20 protein-coding genes are annotated in these 23069 nt (G+C 72.4%); 7 read left to right on the top strand and 13 right to left on the bottom strand.

Features of this window, described 5'->3' with window-relative positions:
- Window positions 1-107: 107 nt before the first annotated feature.
- Genes STTU_RS16230 through STTU_RS16220 form a run of 3 tightly spaced genes read right to left on the bottom strand, consistent with a single transcriptional unit; the run spans window position 108 to window position 3330 of the window.
- Complete coding sequence (locus STTU_RS16230; RefSeq protein WP_043255388.1) at window positions 108-764, bottom strand: LutC/YkgG family protein; 657 nt, start codon at window positions 762-764, stop codon at window positions 108-110.
- Window positions 761-2494 carry a LutB/LldF family L-lactate oxidation iron-sulfur protein gene (locus STTU_RS16225; protein ID WP_043255386.1) on the bottom strand — a complete coding sequence of 578 codons (1734 nt, stop codon included), beginning with the start codon at window positions 2492-2494 and terminating at the stop codon, window positions 761-763. Before STTU_RS16225 ends, STTU_RS16230 begins: the two co-directional genes overlap by 4 nt.
- Complete coding sequence (locus tag STTU_RS16220) at window positions 2491-3330, bottom strand: (Fe-S)-binding protein (RefSeq protein ID WP_009067250.1); 840 nt, start codon at window positions 3328-3330, stop codon at window positions 2491-2493. The genes STTU_RS16225 and STTU_RS16220 overlap by 4 nt, the downstream gene beginning before the upstream one ends.
- Before the next feature lie 331 nt (window positions 3331-3661).
- On the opposite strand from STTU_RS16220, the gene STTU_RS16215 reads away from it, so the two are divergent.
- Window positions 3662-5431 (top strand): L-lactate permease, encoded by a 1770-nt coding sequence (locus tag STTU_RS16215; RefSeq protein ID WP_007824732.1) that lies wholly within the window; start codon window positions 3662-3664, stop codon window positions 5429-5431.
- A gap of 81 nt (window positions 5432-5512) precedes the next feature.
- On the opposite strand, the gene STTU_RS16210 is transcribed toward STTU_RS16215, so the two are convergent.
- The 5 genes from STTU_RS16210 to STTU_RS16190 all read right to left on the bottom strand — a co-directional run bounded on the left by STTU_RS16210 (window position 5513) and on the right by STTU_RS16190 (window position 12299).
- Window positions 5513-6271: a FadR/GntR family transcriptional regulator gene (locus STTU_RS16210; RefSeq protein WP_043255384.1), complete on the bottom strand. Its 759-nt coding sequence runs from the start codon at window positions 6269-6271 to the stop codon at window positions 5513-5515.
- A 474-nt stretch (window positions 6272-6745) separates the two neighbouring features.
- A complete protein-coding gene (locus STTU_RS16205; protein ID WP_043255382.1) occupies window positions 6746-8395 on the bottom strand; it encodes a long-chain fatty acid--CoA ligase in 1650 nt (549 codons plus the stop codon).
- 417 nt (window positions 8396-8812) lie between these two features.
- Window positions 8813-9481 carry a SigE family RNA polymerase sigma factor gene (locus STTU_RS16200; RefSeq protein ID WP_007824725.1) on the bottom strand — a complete coding sequence of 223 codons (669 nt, stop codon included), beginning with the start codon at window positions 9479-9481 and terminating at the stop codon, window positions 8813-8815.
- Between the two features lie 358 nt (window positions 9482-9839).
- Complete coding sequence (locus STTU_RS16195) at window positions 9840-10676, bottom strand: glycoside hydrolase domain-containing protein (RefSeq protein ID WP_007824723.1); 837 nt, start codon at window positions 10674-10676, stop codon at window positions 9840-9842.
- 1311 nt (window positions 10677-11987) lie between these two features.
- Entirely contained in the window at window positions 11988-12299 is a 312-nt protein-coding gene (locus STTU_RS16190) for a hypothetical protein (protein WP_007824720.1), read from the bottom strand.
- Between the two features lie 406 nt (window positions 12300-12705).
- Between STTU_RS16190 and STTU_RS16185 the strand changes: the two genes are divergently transcribed.
- A complete protein-coding gene (locus tag STTU_RS16185; RefSeq protein ID WP_043255380.1) occupies window positions 12706-13710 on the top strand; it encodes a bifunctional DNA primase/polymerase in 1005 nt (334 codons plus the stop codon).
- A 173-nt stretch (window positions 13711-13883) separates the two neighbouring features.
- On the opposite strand, the gene STTU_RS16180 is transcribed toward STTU_RS16185, so the two are convergent.
- The 3 genes from STTU_RS16180 to STTU_RS16170 all read right to left on the bottom strand — a co-directional run bounded on the left by STTU_RS16180 (window position 13884) and on the right by STTU_RS16170 (window position 17045).
- Window positions 13884-14747 carry a class I SAM-dependent methyltransferase gene (locus STTU_RS16180; protein WP_043255378.1) on the bottom strand — a complete coding sequence of 288 codons (864 nt, stop codon included), beginning with the start codon at window positions 14745-14747 and terminating at the stop codon, window positions 13884-13886.
- Window positions 14748-14996: 249 nt separating this feature from the next.
- Complete coding sequence (locus STTU_RS16175; protein WP_199785024.1) at window positions 14997-15758, bottom strand: histone deacetylase; 762 nt, start codon at window positions 15756-15758, stop codon at window positions 14997-14999.
- Window positions 15759-16097: 339 nt separating this feature from the next.
- The gene (locus STTU_RS16170; RefSeq protein ID WP_234019244.1) at window positions 16098-17045 is read right to left on the bottom strand and encodes a phosphotransferase family protein; all 948 of its coding nucleotides are present in this window, start codon (window positions 17043-17045) and stop codon (window positions 16098-16100) included.
- 177 nt (window positions 17046-17222) lie between these two features.
- On the opposite strand from STTU_RS16170, the gene STTU_RS16165 reads away from it, so the two are divergent.
- The 3 genes from STTU_RS16165 to STTU_RS16155 all read left to right on the top strand — a co-directional run bounded on the left by STTU_RS16165 (window position 17223) and on the right by STTU_RS16155 (window position 20310).
- A complete protein-coding gene (locus STTU_RS16165; RefSeq protein ID WP_043257457.1) occupies window positions 17223-17843 on the top strand; it encodes a hypothetical protein in 621 nt (206 codons plus the stop codon).
- A gap of 988 nt (window positions 17844-18831) precedes the next feature.
- Entirely contained in the window at window positions 18832-19692 is an 861-nt protein-coding gene (locus STTU_RS16160; protein WP_158678819.1) for an FkbM family methyltransferase, read from the top strand.
- 42 nt (window positions 19693-19734) lie between these two features.
- Window positions 19735-20310 carry a hypothetical protein gene (locus STTU_RS16155; protein ID WP_043255373.1) on the top strand — a complete coding sequence of 192 codons (576 nt, stop codon included), beginning with the start codon at window positions 19735-19737 and terminating at the stop codon, window positions 20308-20310.
- On the opposite strand, the gene STTU_RS16150 is transcribed toward STTU_RS16155, so the two are convergent.
- Both STTU_RS16150 and STTU_RS16145 read right to left on the bottom strand, forming a co-directional pair.
- Window positions 20286-21056, bottom strand: a complete 771-nt coding sequence (locus tag STTU_RS16150; protein ID WP_043257452.1) for a glycosyltransferase family 2 protein — start codon at window positions 21054-21056, stop codon at window positions 20286-20288. The two genes, STTU_RS16155 and STTU_RS16150, sit on opposite strands and share 25 nt — an antisense overlap.
- Window positions 21057-21058: 2 nt before the next feature.
- Window positions 21059-21847, bottom strand: coding sequence for a GntR family transcriptional regulator (locus tag STTU_RS16145; protein WP_007824711.1), 789 nt, complete (start codon window positions 21845-21847; stop codon window positions 21059-21061).
- A 441-nt stretch (window positions 21848-22288) separates the two neighbouring features.
- Between STTU_RS16145 and STTU_RS16140 the strand changes: the two genes are divergently transcribed.
- On the top strand, window positions 22289-22669 hold the full coding sequence (locus STTU_RS16140; RefSeq protein WP_007824709.1) for a RapZ C-terminal domain-containing protein: 381 nt from the start codon (window positions 22289-22291) through the stop codon (window positions 22667-22669).
- A 106-nt stretch (window positions 22670-22775) separates the two neighbouring features.
- Window positions 22776-22994, top strand: coding sequence for a hypothetical protein (locus tag STTU_RS16135; RefSeq protein ID WP_007824708.1), 219 nt, complete (start codon window positions 22776-22778; stop codon window positions 22992-22994).
- The last annotated feature ends 75 nt before the right edge of the window (window positions 22995-23069 follow it).

Genomic DNA, 23069 nt, shown 5'->3' with positions numbered 1-23069 from the left:
CCCGCGCCCACCGCGCCCCGCCCTTACGTCAACCGTCCGCCCGCGCGCTCACACGAAAGGGACTAATCCACAACGGATTCGCCCCTTTCCGGCACTCCGGACCGATCTCAGACGTCTGTGCGAATGACGACGTCGAGCGTGCGCGGTCCGTGCACGCCCTCGACGCGTTCGAGTTCGATGTCCGAGGTCGCGGAGGGGCCGCTGATGAGCGTGGTGGGACGGCCGGGGACGAGGCGCGCGATCGCCTCGGGGACCCCGACGGTGACGGTGGAGAGGTCCACGACGCACACGTGCAGGTCGGGGACGAGGCTCAGGGCGCGGCGGCCCTGGTCGGCGCCGCCGTCGAGGAAGATCGTGCCGGTCTCGGCGCAGGTCACGGCCGACGCGGTCACGACGCCGTCCAGACCGCCGAGCGCGGGCGCGGGCACGTCGGGGCTGTCGGTGCGTACCTCCCCCGCGAAGTCCGCGAGCCAGGCGCGGTCGAGCCCGGCGGGGACGCCGACGAGGCGCGCGCCGCGCGTACGCAACACCTCGGCGATGGTCCCGGCGGTATCGGCGGCGGTGCAGGGGTGCACGTATGCCTTGTAGTCGAGGAGCCGGTCGGTCAGGAGGGCGAGCCGCTCGGCGTCCGGGAGCGTACGGCCCGTGCGGTAGGCGCGGGGGACGGTCACCGGGTCCTTCGGCGCGAGCGCGAGGGCGTCCCGGACGCGGGAGAGGACGGTCTCGCGGGCGCTGCCGCCGCGAGGAGTGGTGGTCTCGCTCATGCCTTCTCGCCCTTGTCCTGGTCGTCGTGGGTCTCGGTGGCGGCGGGGGGCTCGGCCTGCGTAGGGGGCACGTCGGCCTGCGTACGGGGTGCGTCCGGCTGCGTGCGGGGCGCGTCGGCCCGCGCCTCGGACGGGTTCCCCTGCGTCCGCGACGCGTCGGCCTCCGCACGGGACGTATCGGCCTCCGTGTGCGAGGCGTCTGCCTCCGTACGGGACGCCTCGCCCTCCGCCTTCGCCGCGCGCAGCGCCTCGCGGCCGTCCGCCGAGTCGAGCCAGCGGCGGAAGCTGCGCCGGGGCGGGGCGGGGGTGTCGCGGCTGTCGCTCCAGCCGTTGAAGGGCGCGGGGAGGTGCTTGATCTTCGCGTCTCGCCCCGCGAGGACGCGGCCGAGCCCGGCGGCGCGCTGCGCGCCGGTGTAGAGCCCCGGGCGTGCCATGACGGCCGCCGCCGCCTTCATCGCGAGCGATTCCGCCGTCGTGCCCGCCTGTTCGGTCTTCTGGTGGCGCAGTTCGACGAGCAGCGAGGGGATGTCGATCTTCACGGGGCAGGCGTCGAAGCACGCCCCGCACAGGCTCGACGCGTACGGCAGCGAGGCGTTGGGGTCGTCCTTGGCCGCGTCCATGCCCGCGAGTTGCGGGGTGAGCACCGCGCCGATCGGGCCCGGGTAGGTCGAGCCGTAGGCGTGGCCGCCCGCGCGCTCGTAGACGGGGCAGACGTTGAGGCAGGCCGAGCAGCGGATGCAGTGCAGCGCTTCACGGCCGATCTTGTCGGCGAGCGCGGCGGTGCGGCCGTTGTCGAGGAGTACGAGGTGGAACTCCTGCGGCCCGTCGCCCTCGGTGACGCCGGTCCACAGCGAGGTGTACGGGTTCATGCGCTCGCCGGTCGAGGAGCGCGGCAGGAGCTGGAAGAAGACCTCCAGGTCCTGGTGGCGGGGCAGGACCTTCTCGATGCCCATGACGGTGATGAGCGTCTCGGGCAGCGTCAGGCACATGCGGCCGTTGCCCTCGGACTCGACGACGGCGAGGGTGCCGGTCTCGGCGATGCCGAAGTTGGCGCCGGAGACGGCGACCTTCGTCGTCATGAACTTCTCGCGCAGGTAGGCGCGCGCGGCGGCGGCGAGTTCGGCGGGGACGGAGGTCAGCTCCGGGTCGACGCCGGGGATCTCCTTGAGGAAGATCTCGCGGATCTCCTCGCGGTTGCGGTGGATCGCAGGGACGAGGATGTGCGAGGGCTTGTCGTGGGCGAGCTGGACGATCAGCTCGGCGAGGTCGGTCTCGTGGGCCGTGATGCCCTCCGCCTCCAGGTGCTCGTTGAGCCCGATCTCCTGCGTGGCCATCGACTTGACCTTGATCACCTCCTCGCTGCCCTTGGCGCGCACGAGGCGGGTGACGATCGCGTTCGCCTCGACGGCGTCGCGCGCCCAGTGGACGGTGCCGCCGCGCGCGGTGACCCGTTCCTCCAGTTCTTCGAGGAGTTCGGGGAGGCGGTTGAGAGTGTCCGACTTGATCGCGGAGCCCGCGTCGCGCAGGTGCTCCCAGTCGGGGAGTTCGGCGGTGACGGCGAGGCGCTTGGCACGGATCGTGTGGGTGGCCTTGTGGAGGTTGCCGCGGAGCTGAGTGTTCTGGAGCTCGGTGTGGGCGGCCTTCGGGAACTTCTGGTCGCCGCGCAGGTTGCCCGCGCCGTAGGGGGCGCGGGGCGGGGCGCTGGGCAGGCCGAGGAACGTCGTGCTCATCGGGTCACCTCCGGGGTGGTCGCGGCGGGGGTCGTGCTCGCGCGCGGGCTCGTCGGGGTCGCGCGCGCGGTGGGCGGGACGCCCGGCAGGACGTACGGGGTCGTGCGGGTCGAGGCGAGGATCTGCGCGAGGTGGAGGGTGCGCGTACCGGCCCGGACGCGGGAGAGGCCGCCGCCGATGTGCAGGAGACAGGAGGAGTCGCCCGCAGTGCAGACGTCCGCGCCCGTCGCCGTGACGTTGCCGACCTTGTCCTGGAGCATCGCCGAGGAGGTGTCGGCGTTCTTGACCGCGAAGGTGCCGCCGAAGCCGCAGCAGGCGTCGGCCTCGGGCAGTTCGACGAGGTCCAGGTCCTCGACGGCGCGCAGGAGCCGCAGCGGCTTCTCGCCGACGCGCAGCATCCGCAGCGAGTGGCAGGTGGGGTGGTACGTGACGCGGTAGGGGAACCAGGCGCCGACCCCGGTCACGCCGAGCACGTCGACGAGGAGTTCGGACAGCTCGTACGTCTTCGCCTTGACGGTCGCGACGCCCTGCCGGAGCGCGGCGTCGCCGTAGCGCTCGGCGACGATCTCGTGCTGGTGGCGCACGGAGCCGGCACAGGAGCCCGAGGGCATCACGACGGCGTCGAGCGAGGGATCGCCGAACTGCTCGGCGAAGTTGCGCACAAGGGGGACGGGTTCGCGCTGGTAGCCGGTGTTGACGTGCATCTGCCCGCAGCACGTCTGCCCGGGAGGGAAGACGACCTCGTGGCCGAGCCGCGTGAGCAGCACGGCCGTCGCGGAGACGGCGTCGGGGAACATCGTGTCGCCGAGGCAGGTGGCGAAGAGTCCGATGCGCATGAGGACCTTCCCGTACGCGGGCGGTGCCGTACGTGGGCAGTATGGACGATTTACGGTCCGACCATACCGCCGTAGAACCCGTGAAGGCAGGGGGTGGGGCCCAGCGAGGGCAATGAGTGGTCGACAACACTTTGGTCGGACCTTATTGACATGGGACTTCAGGGAGTGCACTACTTCTCGGTAGTTCATTTCCCGCCACACCCGTCGCCCCCGTCCCCCGCGCCGCGCGAGGGACCGGCTTCCGCCTGCCCGCACGGCGGCGGCCCGGTCCCCGGATGCCGACCGGGCGGTATGGCGGGGCGGCGGCGCACAACTCAACGAGGAGCACCTTGTGGCCTCCCTGCTGACGGCCCTCGCGGCCACGGGTACCGGACCCGCCTCCGGTGCCCCGGTCCCGGAACCGGCCGCCTCCGGCCTCCCGGCGCCGGGTACCGCGACGTCCGGCCTCCCCCTGGCCTCGTACACCCCGGACGTGCACGCCGTCGGCGGCAGCCTCGCCGGGACCGCGCTGCTCGGGCTCGTCCCGCTCGCGGTCTTCTTCGTGCTCCTCATGGTCGTGCGCCGCTCCGCCTTCCAGGCGGCCCTCGGAGCACTGGTCACCGCGCTGCTCGTCGGCATCCTCGGTATGGGCATGCCGGTCCGGCTCGGCCTGCTCTCCGCGAGCCAGGGCCTGCTCAACGGCCTCTTCCCGATCATGCTCATCGTCGTCGCGGCCCTCTGGTTCTACGAACTCACCGTCGTCAGCGGCCGTTTCGAGGACCTGAGGCGCTGCTTCAACGCGGTCGGGCGCGGGGACCTCCGCATCCAGGCGATGCTCATCGCCTTCTGCTTCGGCGGCCTGCTCGAAGCGCTCGCCGGTTTCGGCGCGCCCGTCGCGATCACCGCCGCGATGCTCATGGCCCTCGGCCTGCCCAAGCTCAAGTCCGCGATCACCGTGCTCGTCGCCAACACCGCGCCCGTCGCCTTCGGCGCCATGGCGATCCCGGTCACGACGGCCGGGAACCTCACCGGCATCCCGCCGGAGGACATCGCCGCCGTCATCGGACGGCAGAGCCCGCTGCTCGCGCTCTTCGTGCCGCTGCTGCTCCTCACCCTCGTCGACGGCAGGCGCGGGCTCCGTCAGCTCTGGCCCGTCGCGGTCGTCGTCGGCCTCGTCTTCGCCGTCGCCCAGTACTGGTGCTCGGCGCACTTCGCCTACGAGCTCACCGATGTCGTCGCCTCCCTCGCCGGCTTCGTCGCGGGCGTGCTGATGCTGCGCCGGTGGCAACCGCGCACGCCGGACGACCAGCGCTCCCAGGTCGAGGCGGAGCGACTGCCCGCCCGCCGCGTGACGCTCGCGGTGCTCCCGTACGTCCTCGTCATCGCGATCTTCGCCGTCGCCAAGATCCACGTCGGCGGCTTCGACATGCCCGACATCCTCAGCGTCGCGACCCTCAGGTGGGAGTGGCCGGGGCTGTACGGCGAGATCCTCACCCCGGACGGCAAGCCGTCGACGAGCGCGGTCTACTCGCTCGACGTGCTCGCCAACCCGGGCACGCTGCTGATCATCTCGGGCATCCTCGTGACGCTCGTCTACAGCCTGGTCAAGGACAGGGACCAGTACCCGATGTCGGCGGCGCTCAGTGTGCGCACCGCGGGGCGCACGCTCGTCACCCTGCGCGGCGCGATCGCCACGGTCGCGACCGTGCTGATGCTCAGCTACGTCATGAACCAGTCGGGCCAGACGGTCGCGATCGGTACGTGGCTCGCGGCGGCGGGCGGCGCCTTCGCCTTCCTCTCGCCGATCCTCGGCTGGCTGGGCACGGCCGTCACCGGCTCCGACACCTCCGCCAACGCGCTCTTCGCGACGCTCCAGCAGACGGCGGGCCACCAGGCGGGCATCGACCCGACCCTCCTCGTCGGTGCCAACTCCTCCGGCGGCGTCGTCGGCAAGCTCGTCAGCCCGCAGAACCTCACGATCGCCGCGACGGCGGTCGAGGAGCCGGGCAGCGAACGCGTCCTGCTCCGCAAGGTCGCCAAGTACAGCCTCGCGATGCTGCTCGTGCTGTGTGTGCTGGTGTATCTCCAGTCCACGGCCGTGCTGTCATGGATGCTGCCCTGAGCCGACGGCGGTGTTCCACGTGAAACATGGCGGGGCTCCCCGATCCCGGGAGCCCCGCCATGTTTCACGTGGAACCGTCGTTCACCGCGCGCTGTCCGCGTCGCCGCCGCGCTCGGCCGGTTCATCCTTCACCAGCGTGCCGTGGAAGCCGCGGATGTGGAGCTCGGCGAGATCGGCGGCGGTCGTGGCCTCCCCGGCGCGGACGAGGCGGAGCAGTTCGGTGTGCTCCGCGTTGAGCGCGGCGGCGGTGGCGGGCCAGTCCTCGGCCGCTTCGAGGGCGTGCAGGATGAGGGGCCGGACGGACTCGCGCACGGCGGCGGTGAGCGTGGAGACGAGGCGGTTCCCGGAGGAACGGGCTATCGCGACGTGGAAGGCCGTGTCCAGCTCGTTGAACTCGGCCGGTTCGATGCCGGGTTCGCGCAGCCGGGCGAGGAGGTCGGCGGCCTCGTCGAGATCCTCGGACGCGGCCTGCCGCGCGGCGGCCTCGAAGCTGGACCGTTCCAGGACCACGCGGGCCTCCAGCACGTCCTCCAGGCGGTAGCTGCCGAGGCCGAAGTGCAAGCGGAGGAGGCGGCCGAGGGCGTCGTCGGGGTTCCGTACGATCCGGGCGCCCGCGTCGGCACCGCGCCCCGAGTGGGCGACGAGCACGCCGATCGTCTCCAGGACCCGCAGCGCCTCGCGGAGCGCGGAGCGCGAGACGCCGAGCGCCGGGGCGAGTTCGCGTTCGGGGGGCAGCCGGTCACCGGCCTTGAGCTGCCCGGCGAGCACCTGTTCCTCGATGCTCTCCAGGACCAGCTCATGCGTACGCGCCTGCCGCACCGGTCGCCATTCCGCGGCCATGCGCACCTCCCCGACAGGAACCGACGTGAGGTCTCCCAATCTATGTCACACACGGGGAATGGTCGGACCTGTGGGGCGTGAGGTGTGGCACCGGGGGGTGGGTGCGGGGGGCGCGGGGTGGGACGTGCGGGGCGGGACGTGCGGCGTGGGGCGTGGGGCGCGCGGCGTGGGGCGCGCGGCGTGGGGCGTGGGGCGCGCGGCGTGGGGCGCGCGGCGTGGGGCGTGTGGCGCGCGGCGTGGGGCGCGCGGCGTGGGGCGCGCGGCGTGGGGCGCGCGGGCTGTGCGGTGCGGGGGCGGCGTCGGCGGTACGGGCGGGGCCTCGGCGGTACGGGGGACGGGCTGACCGGCTGGCGGTGCGGGAGCGGGGTCGACCGCCCGGCGAAACCGGGCGGTCGGCCATCTCGCGGTACGGGACCGGGCCGCGCCTGGCGCCGCCTCGCCCCCGTACCGCCGTGACGCCCGTCGCCGCGCCCCTCAGAGCACCGTGACGTCGAGCCCGTCCTCCGCGTACCGCGCTCGCAGCACCTTCTTGTCGAACTTGCCGACGCTCGTCTTCGGCACCGACTCGATCACCGACCAGCGCTCGGGAAGCTGCCACTTCGCGACGCGCTCCGCGAGGAAGGCGCGCAACTCGGCCGGGCCCGCCGCGGCGCCCTCCTTGAGGACGACCGTCGCGAGCGGGCGCTCGCCCCACTTCTCGTCCGGCACCGCGATGACCGCCGCCTCGGCGACGTCCGGGTGCGCCATGATCTCGTTCTCCAGCGCCACGCTGGAGATCCACTCGCCGCCGGACTTCACGACGTCCTTGGCACGGTCGGTGAGAGTGAGGAAGCCGTCCGCCGAGATGACGCCGACGTCCCCCGTGCGCAGCCAGCCGTCCGGGCTGAACTTGTCCTCGGGCCGCACCGGCTCCTTGCCCGTGCCGCCGAAGTACGCGCCCGCGATCCACGAGCCGCGTACCTCCAGCTCACCGGCCGACTCCCCGTCCCACGGCAGTACGTCCCCGTTCGGCCCGATGAGCCGCGGCTCGACCCCGGCGGGAAAACGTCCCTGCGTGAGCCGGTAGCGCCACTCCTCCTCCGGGCTGTCCGCCCCGGCCGGGGGACGCGCCACGGTGCCGAGCGGCGAGGTCTCCGTCATGCCCCAGGCGTGACAGACCCGCATCCCGAGCCGGTCGAACGCCTCCATGAGCGCGGGCGGGCACGCCGAACCGCCGATCGTCACCTGGCCCAGCGAGCTGACGTCGCGCGTCTTCGCCGTCAGCTCGGCGAGCAGCCCCTGCCAGATCGTCGGGACCGCCGCCGCGTGCGTGGGGTGCTCGGACTCGATCATCTCGGCGAGCGGTGCGGGCTGGAGGAAGCGGTCCGGCATGAGCATGTTCACGCCGGTCATGAAGGTGGCGTGCGGCAGTCCCCAGGCGTTGACGTGGAACTGCGGCACGACCACGAGGCTCGTGTCGCGATCGGTCAGGCCCATGGACTGCGTCATGTTGACCTGCATCGAGTGCAGGTAGACGGACCGGTGGGAGTAGAGCACGCCCTTCGGGTCGCCCGTCGTGCCGGAGGTGTAGCAGAGCGCCGCGGCCTCGCGTTCGTCGAGCTCCGGCCAGTCGTACGTGGTCGGACGGCCCGCGAGCAGTTCCTCGTACTCGTGGACGCGCACCCCGGTCCCTTCGAGCACGGAGCGGTCGCCCGCGCCGGACACCACGACGTGCTCGACCTTCGGCAGCTGCGGCAGCAGCGGTGCCAGGAGCGGCAGCACCGTGCCGTTCGCGATGATCACCTTGTCCTCGGCGTGCCGGACGATCCAGGCGAGCTGCGCGGCGGGCAGGCGGAGGTTGAGGGTGTGCAGGACCGCGCCCATGGACGGAAGCGCGAAGTACGCCTCGACGTGCTCGGCGTTGTTCCACATGAGCGTGCCGACGACGCTCTCGCGGGTGACGCCGAGTTCCTCGCGCAGGGCGTGGGCGAGCTGGGCGGCCCGGTCGCCGATCTCGGCGAAGGTACGGCGGTGCGGCTCGGCCTCCCCGGTCCACGTCGTCACGGTCGAACGCCCGTGAATCCTCCGCCCGTGCTCCAGAATCCTGCTGATCAGAAGCGGGGTCTCTTGCATCGTGCTCAGCACGGCGTCCTCCCGATGGGCGCTACGCGCCTGTAGGCAACGGCTCTGTCGTCTCAACGGTCCGTGGGGGTGTGGCGGCCCGTGGGGGTCGTGGCCCGATTCTGCGCACATACCAAGCGGTATGTCACTAGCGGCAGCCAATCGATTCACGGAACACGTGAAGACGGGGGGGGGAGGGGGCGGGCAGGCCCGCTCGGCCCGGTGCGGGCCAGAGCGCGAGGCCGGGGTGGCGCGGGCGCGTGGCTGGTGCCGGCCCAGTAGCCGGGAGCGGGCAGGCCCACCAGGCCCCGTGCGGGACAGAGCGCGAGGCCGGGGCGGCGCGGGCGGGTGGCTGGTGCGGGCCCAGTAGCCGGGAGCGGGCAGCCCCACCAGGCCCCGTGCGGGCCAGAGCACAAGACCGGGGTGGCGTGGGGGCGGCGTTCAGCGGAGGAGGACCAGTTCGCGGTCCTCGCGGAGTTTGGCGAGGGCGCGGGAGACGGCGCTCTTGACCGTTCCCACGGAGACGCCGAGCACCTCCGCCGTCTGCGCCTCGCTCAGGTCCTCGTAGTACCGCAAGGTGACCATCGCCCGTTGCCGCGCCGGAAGCCGCAGCACCGCGTGCCACATCGCGTCGCGCATCGCCTGCGCCTCCGCCGGATCGGTCGCGGGCAGCGGCTCGGGCTCGGGAAGCTCCGCGCACGAGTACTCGTCGACGCGCCGCTTGCGCCACTGCGAGGTCCGCGTGTTGACGAGCGCCCGGCGCACGTACCCGTCCACCGCTCCGTGGTCCTCGATCCGCTCCCAGGCACTGAACGTCTTCGCCAGCGCGGTCTGGAGCAGGTCCTCCGCGTCGTACGGGTTCGGCGTCAGCGACCGCGCGGTCCGCAGCAGTCCCGCTCCCCGGGCCCGCACGTAGGACTCGAAGGTGAGGGGGAGGGCGGGCGCGGTGCGCGGGGAACGGGCGCGGGCGCGCGCGAGGCGGGGCTGGGGCGCGGTGCCCGGAGCCGGCTCCGGGTTCGTACGGGCCTCGGGCCTACGGGCCTCCGCCTTACGGGCCGTTGCCGCGTGCTCCGCGATGGTGCGGGCGGCGGCGCGGTCGCGGTCCGCCACGGTGCGGGGCGGGCACGGAGTGGACGGGCCTCGCGGGGGCGCGGGGGTGGCCGGGGCGGCGGACGGCCGGGGACCCGCGGACGCGGGCACGGACGCCTGCGAGGACCGCGAAGCGGTTCGCGCGGGGGCGGTCGGTGCGGCGGCCGGCGCGGCAAGGCGCCTGGGGACCTCGGTCACAGTCATATCCCCCACGCTAGAAGCGCGGAGCGTGCCGGGGATCGCCCGTAGGTCCCGACCGCCCGTCCCCCTTGGGGAGTAGGACGGGGGGTTCGCACCACCTCCTGAAGGGGGAGGACGCACCCCGACCCCCTCCGGGTTGAGCCCCGCCCCCACTCCGCCGACCGAGGCAGGAAACGGCTCAGCCCAGCGTCGCGACCGGCGCGTCCACCTGGTTCCGGTCGATCGAGAGCGCCTGTCCGCCGTACGTCTCCGTCACGTTCCCCTCGTACTGGTGGATGCGCCGCTGCGGCGTCCACGCCTGCGGCGCCAGCACCTCCGGCGCGTCGAGCGAGGCCCTTCCCGTCCAGTGCGCGAACCACATCACCTCCGGCAGGTCCGCCGTTCCGGCCCGCCGCTCCCGTTCCAACTGCGCCACCCCGGAATCCGCGCTGCTGTAGAACCCCGGCACGTATCCCTCCGCGGTGACCGCCCGGTCCCACGCGCGCACGAAGGAGAGCACGGCCGCCGCGCACTCCGCCCGCCGCTCGTCGTACGCCTCCACGTCCAGGTACAGCGGACTGCGCGCGGCGATCCCCAGCTCCCGCGCCGCCCGTACCGCGTCGCGTCCCTCCTCCGTCCCGGTGCCCATCGGGTCCTCGCCCAGGCGGTACTTCTTCTTGTTCGCGGCCTGCACGCAGGGCGCCTGCGAGCCGACGTAGAGCGGCAGCACCGACCAGCCGAGGCCCCGCACCCCGCGCAGCCAGCCCGCGTTCAGCTCCGGCTGCGGGCAGGCGCGTGCCCGCCCGCCGACATACACGCCCACGGCCCGGTAGGGCGAGGCCCCCCATGCCCGCATCGTCGCGAGCGGCGGCGCGGAGCACGCGTCGAAGGCGCGCCCGGCGAAGGTCGCGACCCCGCGCGCCGACCACGAGGGCCCGTCCGCGCCGAAAGCGGGAGAGGAACCTCCGAAGAGGAGAAGGAGGACGGAACTCAGGACGCTCAGCCGAAGCGGGACCGGTCCCGCAAGTCGTCGCATACGCATCTCCCGAGTCAAGGCGGCTCCCGCCCCGCTCCGCCGGTGGACACACCCCTCCCCGGGGCGGCTCCCCCTTCTGCCCGCCGACTGCCGCCCACGCGCCTCCCTGCGGACGAGCCCCGCCGGGCCCGGCAGGCGCGCACGGCCCGGCGGGCCCCTTCCGCCCTCCGGCCGCCGCACGACCCGGAGCACCCGGGCCACTCCCCACCCACCGGACCACACCACGCGAGCCGCCCGAGGCGCTCCGCGCGGCGACGGACACGCCACCACGAGCCATCCGCGCCACGACCGGCACGCCGCCCTCGACCGTCCGCATCACTTCACCCACGGCCCCACCGACCGCCCGCCTCACGACGCCCACGGCCCCACCCGCCGCAGCACCCACTGCCCCACCGGCCGCAGGCGCCACGACACCCATGCCGTGACCGGCCGACCGCTCCACGACACCCACGCCGCCAGCCTCCGAGTGCGTCACGGCACCCACACCGCCACCGACCGCCCCTCTCACGGCACCGACAGCACCACCCGCCCCCCACACACGCACGCGCAACACCCGACGCACAGCCCCCTCGGCCGTCCACCCCACCGCGCGCCCGCTGCCATCGGCCGTCCGCCCCGCCTCACCCACACCACCGCGTGCCGCGCTCACCGCCACCCCCCGCAGGGTCGCCCCGGCCTTGACCGGACCTGCCGGCCGCGGCCTGTCGCCGACCGGAGCACCGTTCCCTGTGGCGGCGGTTGACGCGCCGTCGGTGGTGATCGTTTCCTCGTACGAGGCGCCCCTCGCCGCCCCGTACGAAGCTCTTTCCGGTTCCCCTGAGTTCCCGCCTCCCGGGGCCGTCCACTTCCGGCTCCGGCGCGGTGTTCGGGTCTCCGCCCCCTGAAATCCCATGTCTCCCCCTGCGGGCCCCTCTCCCCCTCGGGCCGTCGTCGTCCCCCGGCGCGGTGCGCCGTTCCCGCTGTTCTTCCTCCCTCACGGCTTCTCGGCGTGCCCCCGCACGCCGTGCCGCTCGGGCGTCCTCGTACTCCCTCAAGGACTCACCTCGACGCACCAGCTCTGTCGTGCGAGCCCTCCCCCCTCTCCTCAGGTCCCCGAGCCGTGGGTCGTTTCTCCTCAGGTCCCCGGCCCGTGGGTCGTTCGCCGTTCGGTGTTTCCCGGCCCCCCGCCCGGTCACGAACCGCGCCTCACCGGGCAGGCCTTGACCCCTCCACGAGGGAGGACGCGGGCTCGGCCAGGGACTCACGTCCCTCCCGCGCGCGCTGCTGGCGGGCGGTCGCCCTGGCCTGCCGCGTGGCCCCATGTCCTCGCGACTACCAGAGGCCGGTGTGGTCGACGGCCAGGTCGACGTTGTGCTGGTCGATGGCCGTGAAGGCGGAGCCCGCCACCTGGGCCGTGTTGCTCTGGTTCGAGGCGCCGGCGCCCACGGCCTGTTGCTGGGTCGTCGACGAGTCGTCGAAGTTGTCCCCGCCGACGCCGGAGGCACCGTTCGTCGACACGGCCGCGTTCGATCCGTTGCCCGCGACGGCAGCGTTGTCGGCCTGCGCGACGCCGGTGAACAGCGCGGCGGCGAGCGGCAGCGCGGCAACGGCTGCGAGAGTGCGGGCGGTACGGATGCTTGCCATGTCTTTCCTCCACTGACCGGGATGACCGGTGCGGTAGCCGGCTGCCCCGGTCCGCTCGCGGCAGCTGGGGTGGCCGGTCAGCTTTTCGTGACGCCGGTCCGGTCGGCCGACCGGTCCGGAGTGAACTGTGCGACGTTGTGCGTCCAGAATTGCCCAGGTGACAGCCGTAAAACCAGCCCACGGGCCGCTTTTCGCCCGCACGCGTGACGATCTCTAGATAAACCCCATATGGCCCTGAAATACACCCGCGTGGAGTATCAGGGTCTCTCGGGGTAAACCCTGAGATCACCCCTGAGACAGGCGCGGGCAAGCCTCCCATCGCGCCGGTCCGCCGTGCGCCGCTCACGCACCCCCACACCCCCCGCACGCCCTACCCGGATGCGAACTGGAGTACGAGACTGGGTGGATGGATCGCGATCCCACCCCGCTCGCGCTCGCCCTTGCCGCCGCGGCCCACGGCTACGCCGTCTTCCCGCTCGGCCGCACGAAACGCCCCGCGCTCCCCTCACCCCACCGCTCCGCGGTCCCACCGGTTACCGGAGCACTCCCCCTTGCCCCTGGGGCACTGCCTCCTGCCTCCGGGGCAGTCCCACCTACCCCTGGGCCGCTCCCCGCTCCCGCCGCCCCCTGCCGGGGCGCCTGCGGTCTTCCCGGGCACGGCGTTTACGACGCGAGCACCGAACCGGCCGTGATCCGTGCCCTGTTCACCCGCGCGCCCCGGGCCTCCGGCTACGGCATCGCGTGCGGTCTCGCCCCGTACCACCTGATCGGACTCGACCTCGACACGAAGCACGGCGCCGATCCCCTGCGCGCGCTCGCGCTGCTCGGCGCCCGCCACGGCTTCGTGCTCCCGGCCACCGTCCGCGTCGCGACACCGAGCGGCGGCGCACACTTGTGGCTCTCCGCACCCGCGGGGCTGACGGTGCGCAATTCGGCGAGCAGGCTCGCGCCTGGGATCGATGTCCGGGGCACGGGCGGCTACTTGGTGGGCCCCGGCTCCCGTACCACCCGCGGCGTCTACCGCTTTCTGCCCGGGGCCCCGCCGGGCCCGCCCCGCCCGGCGCCGGCCCCGGCGGCGCTGCTCCGCCTCCTCGCACCCCCGCGCCGCCCGGTCCCGTTCGCAATGCACGGGCACCCCGCCGACCCGGACCGGACCGCCGAGGCCCTGCTGCGCTTCGTCCGCGCCTCGCTTCCCGGCGAACGCGACAGCCGACTTTACTGGGCCGCGTGCCGTGCCGGCGAGCACGGCCTCGCGAGCGGAGTACTCGCCGCCCGACTCGTCGCGGCGGCCCACGCCACGGGGCTCCCGCCGCACGAGGCCGCCCGTACGATCGCGTCCGCCTTCACCCGTACCGCACCGCGCCTCACACCCGGCGGCACGCGGCCACCGGCACCGGAACGGGGGCCGTAGGGAGCCAGGCACGGCGGGAGCACGCGTACCGCAAGAGCGCCACGAAGGGACGGCCCCGAAGGAGCCGCAGCCCTACGCCAGCCGCAGCCCGTCAGGACCCCCAACAGCACGGGAGCCTCATGCCGCGGCGCGCGCGCCGCGCGAGAGCCTCGGCAGCCGAAGCCCGCCCCGCCTCACACCCGCTCCGGCTCCGCGAACGTGTCCTCGCGCCGCCACACGAACACCTCCGTGCTGGGGAGGCGTTCGGAGAAGAGGCCGGGCGGGGAGATCTCACGGAGCAGGCGGCGCAGTTCGGCCTCGAAGTCCTCGCGGCGCGGGCCGAAGAGGTGCGGGGCGGCCGAGGAATGCGAGAAGACCCAGGCCACGAGGTCGTCATCGGTGCGGTCAAGGGGCTGGCCACCGGGTACCACGTGCCGCTCCGGGGCCGAGAAGCCGGAGCGCGCGAGGACGTCGCGCTCGCCGCCCGGCGTCCCGTCCGGCAGCACGCCCTGTCCCGCGCGGCGCACGGGCCCGAGGTAACGCTGGACGAGTTCCTCGATCTCCTGGTGCGGCACGCCCGGGTACGGCAGCCCCGCGTGCGTCCGCACCTCGCCCTTGAGATCCGCCACGTGCACGAGCGAGCCCCCCGGCCGCAGCATCGCGCGCACCGTACGGGCCACCCGTTCCTGGTCCATCCAGTGGAAGGAGTGTCCGAAGGTCGCCACCGTGAAGCTCCCGAGCCCCGCCGGAAGTTCCTCGGCGCGCGCCCGCACCCACCGCACCTTCCCCGTGAGCCCAGCGCCCGCGGCGCGCCGCCCGGCCTCCGCGATCATCCCCCGGTCCGGGTCGACGCCCACGACCTCGCGGAACAGGTGCGCGAGCCGCAGCGTCAGCGTGCCGGGGCCGCAGCCCACGTCCACCAGGCGCCCGCGCCCGTCCAGGCGCAGCGCGCCCGCGAGCGCCTTCGCGAGCCCCGGCGCGTACGGCAAGCGTCCGCGCTCGTAGTACGGGGCAGCCCCCGAGAACAGCGTCTCGTCCCACTCCCAGCCGGAAACCACGCCCGTTACCTCACTCCGTCGTCCGTGCTCTGTCGCCGTGCGCTGTCATGCGTCGTGCCGTGTTGCCGTCGTGCGCCCTGCCGTCACGCCATGGTGCCGTCGTGCCGTCGTGCCGTCCCCGGCGGTACGCGGCGGCGGGCGCCGGGCCGACGGGGCCCTGCCCAGAGCAACGAGCACAAAGCCGAGGAGCGACGGCCCGGCACGCAGAGCGACCGGGAAACGTCCCGCACCCGGCCGGGAAACGACGCTTTACACCGCCGCTGCCGCCGCCAAGTACGCGCGAATCACGGCCGCGCTCCACGCTCCCGCCTCGCCCAACCCCCCTGCCAACTGCGCCAGGTAGCGCTCCGAGGGAGGGTTCGGCGCCACGTCGGCCGCTCGCCACGGCGCCGTGAAGGTGAGTGCGGGGCGTCCGTCGAGCGCGCCGAGACAGAGCAGCGTCTCGTAGCGCCCGGGGCCGCAGCGCACCGCGCGCTCTCCGCCAGCGAGCACGGTCTCCAGCCCGGGACCGTCGCCCGGCGCCCGGTACATCTCCTGCGCGGCTACGTCCGCGAACTGCTCCCGGCTCACGTCGTAGGCCCGCGCGAACACCCGACCCGTACCGACGGCGATCCGTGCCGTACTCACGGCGATCCGTCCCGCACCGAGGCCCGGCCGCCCGTCGTCCAAGTCCGCTCGCCCCGCGCCGGGGTCCGTCCCGCTGTCGCCGGGGCCCGTCCGCCCGCCACCCGCTTCGTCCGGCGGCTCCAAGAACGCGCGTCCACCGCCCCAGATCAGCGATTCCGTCGCGAAGTACAGCCGTCCGCGCAACTCCAGGGCGGCCCAGGCGCGTGGGGGTTCGGGGTCACGGCACCCCGGGTGCTCCAGCGCCCCGCCTTCGGCCCGGCCGCCCCGTACATAGGCAAGGAAGCGGGCGAGCCGCATATTGGAGCCGTAACTGACGTACCAGACCCGGTCGACAGCGCTCCCCGGAGCGCCCACCCAGGGCTCCAGCGTCCGCACCTCGTTCATGAACACCCCGCACTCAGCGATGTTTCACGTGAAACATCCCTCCCACTCCACCCGAACCATGATGTTTCACGTGAAACATCACCACGGACCACCACCCTCGGCGTCACCTCGCACGCTCCAGCCCGGCCGTCATCCGCACGCTCGGCGCCAGCACCACGCTGTGGCTCGACAAGCGGGCGGCGCGCGGCCAGTTGATGCCGGTCGGCGACACCGTGATCCGCCGACAGACGGAGGCGTTCCCGGCGGTACGGGAGAGGGGGGAGCGCGGGGCGAGAGGACGGGTGACCGGCGCACGACGCGGTTGGCGGTCGGAGCATGCGGCCGGGGGCTGTACCGGCTTCAGTCGTACCGTCGCAGCAGCTCCGCCACGTACTCCTCCAGGCGCTCGCCGAGCAGGGCGGGCGTGAGGTCGGTGCGGCCGAGCTCGCGCCAGGGCACGGCGACCTTCTCGGCGTCCGGCGCGAAGGCGAGGGCGTCGAGAAGGCGCCAGTACAGGTGCGCGGAGGGTTCGGGACTCGGCGTCCCGCCCGCCGCGACGTACCGCTCGACGAAGCGCATCCCGGCGGGCACGCCGTGGAGCAGCGCGAGCGCGGTCGAGCAGTGCGCGACATCGAGGTCGACGGGCCCCCACGAGGTCTCGACCCAGTCGACGACACCGCTCACAGCGACCTCCGCCCCGGCACCCGTGAAGAGGACGTTGCCGGGGTGGAAGTCACGGTGCAGAAAGCGGGGTTCGTACGAGGGCGGAGCGGCGCCGATGATGTCAACGGCTCGCGCCCACACGTCCGGCCTCCGTGTCCCCTCGGGAACCCGCACCCGCGCGGGCGAGGTCCACGCCTCGTAGACGCGTGGGCGCTCGGCCGCCGCGGGCCGCACCTCGTGAATGGCCCGGAGCTGCCGGGCGAGCAAATCGGCCCGCCCCTCCGCCCCGTCCTCGTCGAGCCGCACGCTGCCCGGCAACAGCGTCATCAGCAAGGAGGGCGGTTCTCCCGCCGGTTCGACCCCCAGACACCTCGCCGCCGGGACCGCGGCCTCCCGCTCCAGGAGTCCCAGCACGTCGGCCTCACGCCGCAGCAGCCCGGCGGCGTGCCGCACGTAGAACTCCTTCACGAAGCTGCGCAGCACCACTCCGTACGAGCCCGAAGCACCCCGCACCTCCAGCCGCCTCATCTCCGAGGTCCAGCCACCCCGCAGCCGCTCCGCACCAACGACCCGGTCCCCCTCGGGCAGCACAAGCCGCGCCCACGCGACCGCCGCCTCCGCCCCCACCACTCCCGCTGTCCCCATCCCCCGACGGTATGTCACTCCCGGCCGCGCGCCGATCGGTCACGGATTCATGCGCCTCCCCTCTGCGCTGGTGCGCCCCTGTGCCCACTGGCAGGGAAGTGACCCGCTGCCGAGGCTGGCCACGTCCCGCCGAGGGCGGGCGGCGTGTTCTTCGGGGAGGGAGGGCGGACGATGAGCATGGTGAGCCAGTGGGCCGAGGAGACGTTCGGCGAGGCGGCGAAGGCGCTGACCGAGGCGGTCCCCGCGTGCCTGGCCCGTGCCCACGAGCGGGCGCGCGACGGTCACCAGGGGGTGCACACCCAGACCCTGGAGGCTTACGGGCACGGCCTCTACGCGGTCCAGTACGAGGAGCTCGCCACCGGTCTGGCGTCGATACCCGGCGCGACATCGGTCCGGCTCCAGGCCCGGAACGTCATGATCGTCTCCGGCAGACTGATCTACCCGATCCGCTACGCCAAGACGGACGTGCCCGTCACCTCCGCCCGGCTTCGACGGGCCACCGGCCTGCGCGCCGAGCTGATCCGCCGCCACGGCCCCGAACCCCTCCAGGGAGAACTGGACCTCGGGCTCGAAGAACTGAGACCGCGGGAGACCTCCCAGGACCTCGACCGCCTTCCCCCGGACGCGGAACTCGTGCTCGTCGCCTACGCCTGCTCCATGTCCGACGGAGTGATCAGAGCCGAGTGGGGGACCGCCGAACTCCGGACCGAGGACCGCTACCTCATCTGGCACCACCACGAGCCCCTGCCCGTCCCGCACCGACCACCCCAGCCGCCACCGAGCCGGGCAACCACCTGACGAAACCGCACACCGGGCCACAGCTTGGCCACCCCGTCCCCCCGACACGGTGCACCGAGCGATCACCCCCCCCACACGCCGAAGGGGCGCCCCGCTCTCGCGGTGCGCCCCTTCTGAGCTGCGGTCTTTGTGACCTGCGGCGGAGGGTGTGGGATTTGAACCCACGGTGGTGTCGCCACCACGACGGTTTTCAAGACCGATGGGTTGCCGCAGCCGTCATCGCTTCTGAGGTGCGAAGACCCGCACAGAGCGCTCCTCGGATCACCCCCGCTGGCCGGAGGTTGGCCGCAGTCAGCTCGGCCGCGCGGTTACTCGTCCTTGCGTCGGGCCGCGCCCACGGCAAATGGCACGGTCACAGCAGCCACGCCGACACCGACTTCGATCGGTACAGCCAGGGGAGGGAAGAACCAGGCGACGGCCCCTGCCGTGAGAGCCGACATGGTCACCACGACCACGCCTACCACGCGACGAGGCCTAGCGGAGCCGCCGTCGCCACTTTCGACATCGGCTTGTACTGTCAAAGGGTCACCTTCCAGACGCTTGGGAGTGACAGGGCGGCTCCCGTGGCACCGGGGGCCGCCTTTTTGCGACCAGCGCCACCCTGTTATCGCCATAGTGACACCACGTGATCACCCGTCAAATCTGCTTATCCACAACCCTTGTGGATAAGCCTTGGATTCCAAGGATCACTTGTGCAGAAGTCGCGCGATACTGTGGATGAGGCTGTGGAGAGGGGTGTGACCGGCAAGGCCTCATAAGCCTCCGACCTGCGGAGAAGCAGTGTTCACCCTGTGGATAACAAAAACTTTCCAGCCCTGAGGGATGAATTAGTGCGTCATCTCCACAGGCGAGCACGATCGATCATTTACCGACAAAGCTGATCCCGAAGAACTTTTGCCGTGCCCGAGCCGTCGCCGTGGAGGGCGCCGTGAGCGCTACACCAAAAGCCGCCCACGCTATCGCGCGGGCCTACGTCCGATTTTCCCCAATCAGTACCGCAAAGACGCAGATTGTTGAGGCATACCTAAACGATGCCCTACGCGTGCTGCCCCATCATGGGCACTGCCGGACACGGGCTGGATGTCGCTTCGCCGTCGACACCCGCGACCTCATCCAGCGGTACATCTACATGTTCGGGATGTGGGAGCCCAACCTCACCAAGTGGCTGAGCAGTCGGCTCAAGCCCGGGGACGTGTTCGTGGACGTCGGGGCGAACATCGGGTACTTCTCCGCGCTCGGGGCGCGGCTTGTTGGGCCCGGCGGCGCCGTCGTCTCCGTCGAAGCTTCCCCGCCCTTCGCCGACTTGCTGCGGGCGAACCTCCGGCTGAACCGCGCCGACAACGTGCGCGTTGTCGAGCAGGCCGTGTCCGATCGGGAGGAGACGCTCACGCTCGTGCTCGCCAGCTCCGCCAACATGGGCGCGAACAGCATCGTTCCGTACGACGGGCCCATAGAGGCGCGTCACGAGGTGCCCGCCTCGCCGCTCGCCTCACTGCTCACCGAGGATGAGGTGCGGCGGGCGCGCGTCATCAAGGTTGACGTGGAGGGTGCCGAGGGGAAGGCCGTACGGGGACTCGCCCCGTTCCTCGGCAAGCTCCGCCCCGACGCCGAGGTCACCGTCGAGGTCACCCCGTCCCGTATGGCCGAACTCGGGGACTCTGCTGCCGAGTTGCTCGGCACCATGGCCGCCGCCGGCTTCCACCCGTACCGTCTGCCCAACGACTACTCCCCCGGCTCGTACCCCGCCGCGATCCGCGCGCCCCTGCCGCCGCTCCGGCGGCTGCGCGGCGACGTCAACGGGGAGTCCGACCTCATCTTCTCGCGGGTGGATGCCGACGTACTGCCCTGACATCATGCTTCGGGCTGGCGTCGGCACGGGGGAGTCGCGGGGATGGACGTTGTCGGGCAGGTCGTCACGATCGGGGCCGTCGTGATCGGTGCGCTCACGACGCACCTCACGAACCACATGCTGGAGCGGCAGCGTGTCCGGCACGTGCTGCTCACGCGGTGGGACGAACGGAAGTTGGAGACGTACGCGGTGTACATCGACGCCGTGCGGACCTGCATCTACTCCGCCGTGGCGCTGTACGAGGCGCGGACTGGCCTCGCGCAGTCACCGCACCCGGACGGCCGCCTCACCGAGAACCTGACCAACGCGGAAGGCGCGCGAAGCCGTGCGTTCGAGCGCGTCATGCTCCTTGCCCACGAGGACGTGATCGAGGCCGCGCACGCGGTCAACACCGCGACCAAGGCCGTGGACTGGCGGGCGCGCGGGACGACGGACGGGCCGCTCGCCGAGTGGCGCGAGCTGAACCGGGACGCCTTCCGCGCCATCAACGCCTTCCACGAGGCGGCCCGTGCCGACCTGGGCGTACTCGGGGCCTTCCAGGGCGAGGACCACTCCGCCCGCGACCTCATCCTTCCCGAGAGCCGCCGCGACGGTCAGGCGCCGGCGGCCGGGGAGTAGGTCCACCCCGTCGCCGCGAGCGCCGCCGCGCGGTCCGCGATCACCGCCATACGCGCTTCCCGCTCGGTCGGGTCCGTGTGCGTCGCGTCGCCTGTGACCTGCCCCGGCCACTTCCGGTAGAGGAGCCCCGTCTCGGCGTTGAACCATCCCGCGCTCACCGCACTGAGCGCAAGGAGAAGCCCCGTGTCCTCGCTCGCGGGCAGCGCCATCCAGCCGCCCACCGCGAGGAGCAGGGCCCGCCGTACCGCGAGCGTCGCCGGGTGCACGGAGGCGCGGAAGTCGTGCATACGCCAGTAGTCCAGGACGCTGCCGCGCGCCAGCTCGCCGGCGGGCGGGTCTCCCTCGAACCCCACCGTGCTGCCGTCCGGGAGCAGGTCGAGGACGCGGGATGTCGTCCACCCGACGTCGGGGCGGCGTTCGAGCGCCTCAATGTCCCGGGCGAGCGTCCCCGGCGGTAGTTGGTCGTCCGCGTCGAGCACCTTCACGATCTCGCCGCGTGCCCGCGCCAGCCCGAGCATCCTCGCCATGGCGGCCCGGCCCGCGCGCCCCTGTCCGAAGGACACCCGGTCCTCGTCCGGCACGTACGGGGCGACCTCGTCCGTCTGGCCGTCTTCCTGTACGACCCATTGCCAGTCCCACCCGGCGGGGAGTTCCTGCGCCAGCAGGGACTTGTAGGCGTCCGGGAGGTGGTGCGCTCCTGGCGCGTGAACGGCCGTGATGACAGAAATGGTCTTCAAAGGGGTCACCGTCACCACTTTCGCAGAGGGGTCACGAAGGTCAGTTCCGTACGGTCGCCGGGCAGGATGATGCGCGAGAACTCGACCACCCGCCCGTCCGTCGCTCGCGAAGTCTTCCGCAGAACGAGGACGGACACACCCGGTGTGATGTCCAGTTCTTCGGCTTCCTCGACGGTGGGCGGGCGCGCGGTGACCTGCTCCTCGACGGAGCCGAGTTCGATGCCGACCGTGTAGAGCTGGTTTTGCGTGCCGCCCGGCCACGGCTCGTTGGCGGCGTCGAGCAAGTCGGGGTTCGCACTCACGACGTCGCGCACGAGATACGACGAGATGAGCGAGAACGGCGCGTCCTCGGTCCGCTGCCGCGTCCGGTAGCGGCGTTCGAGCAGCCGCGTACCCGCCTCGACGCCGAAGACGGCGGCCAAGTCGTCGTCGGCCTCGGTCTCGACGTACTCGGCGTGGAAGACGAGGTCGGACAGGGTGAGGCCGGTGTCGTGCTCGGTCGACCCGGTCTCGGCGCGCTGCTCCTCCGGGTGCCTGGCGCGGTCCTTCTCCCACTGGTGCCGCTCGTTCGTCCGGTGGTTTCGGGTGCGCTCCTTCCGTACGAAGGTGCCGCGACCGTGGATGCGCTCAACCAGCCCTTCGGCCTGGAGCACGCCCATCGCCTGCCGCATCGTCGGCACGCTCACGCGGTACTTCTCCGCGAGCGCCGTCTCCGCCGGGAGCCGCTCCCCAGGCGCCGGGTGACCGCTCCGGATCTCTTCGCGCAGCTCATCCGCGATTTTCTCGTACCGCTTAGCCATGGCAAGTCTCCTTGGTTCGTAGCGATCACAGCTTAAGTCCTCATGAGGTCTTGACGACCCCGCGTGAGGCAGTTCATAGTCTTAGCAACTCCTCAAGAGGACTTCTCCTCAACAGGACTGAACGGCCCGGTATTCCGATGCCCTTGCGGGTGTCGCCGCCGGGCGGAGGGCCGGGAGAGCGCCCGAGGAAGGCGGCTTCGCCGCACGCCATCGACGCCCTGACCTGCTCGTTCCTTGACAACTGAACAGTGGACGAGGACCCGCCACCTGTCCTCAGGACAAGAAGGTGGCCCGCGCGGTTCAAGTCCCGCGCACAGCTCACCTCCGCCGCCGCTGATCTGCGGCGGCCGGCTGCCTCTCCTCCTCGTCCCGCCCGTTGTGGCGGTACCAGGAGGAGCGCGGGGAGCCGGTTCATCCCCTCTTCTGACCTGTGAGGTTCTGATGGCTGCTGTACAGCTCATCTCGTTCGGCTACCTGCACGGTGCGGCCCCAGCCGCGCACCTGACCGTGGACCTGCGCGAGCACTTCCGTGACCCGCACGTCTCGCCCGAGCTGCGGTACATGACCGCCGAGGACGCCCCCGTACGCGACGCCGTCCGGTCCACGCCCGGTGTCCTCGACCTGGTCGCCGCCACGGCTCGCGCCGTCACCGCCTTCGCCTCCGGGCCGAGCGCCGGGGAGGTCACCGTCGCGGACGGCTGCGCCGGGGGCCGCCACCGCGCCCCGACGTTCGCGCTGCTGCTCGCCGAGCTGCTGCGGGCCGAGGGCCACGAGGTCAGCGTCACGCACCGGGACCTGAGCCGCCCGGTCGTCGAGCGCTGAGCCCTCCCGTACGCACAGCCCCGATGGTCGAAGGCCGGGTTCGACTCCCGGCCGGGGCACTCCGGCGCGCTCTGGCGCCGAGAACCCACCTCTTCAAGGAGTCCGTATGTCCTCCGCCCGTCACTTCTTCTCCCGCAACACCTTCTCCGACGACCAGCTCAAGGCGGACATCACCGCCGACATCAAGGCCACTCGTGGCGCTCAGGACCAGATGAAGGCGGTCGGCAACTACGGGGAGGCCGAGAAGCTGGGCCGTTCCGTGGACGACAAGTTGGACGAGCTGTCCGACGTCAACAAGGGCCGGTGGTTCCCCCGCCACGCCTGATCCCCGCACCGCAGCCCCGATGGTCGAAGGCCGGGTTCGACTCCCGGCCGGGGCGCTGCCTGCCGTCTTCTCGCG

Origin of the sequence: Streptomyces sp. Tu6071 (genome assembly GCF_000213055.1) — a bacterium.
In the GTDB taxonomy this organism is placed as follows: Bacteria; Actinomycetota; Actinomycetes; order Streptomycetales; family Streptomycetaceae; genus Streptomyces; species Streptomyces evansiae.
This window is presented reverse-complemented; position numbering and strand designations above follow the sequence as displayed.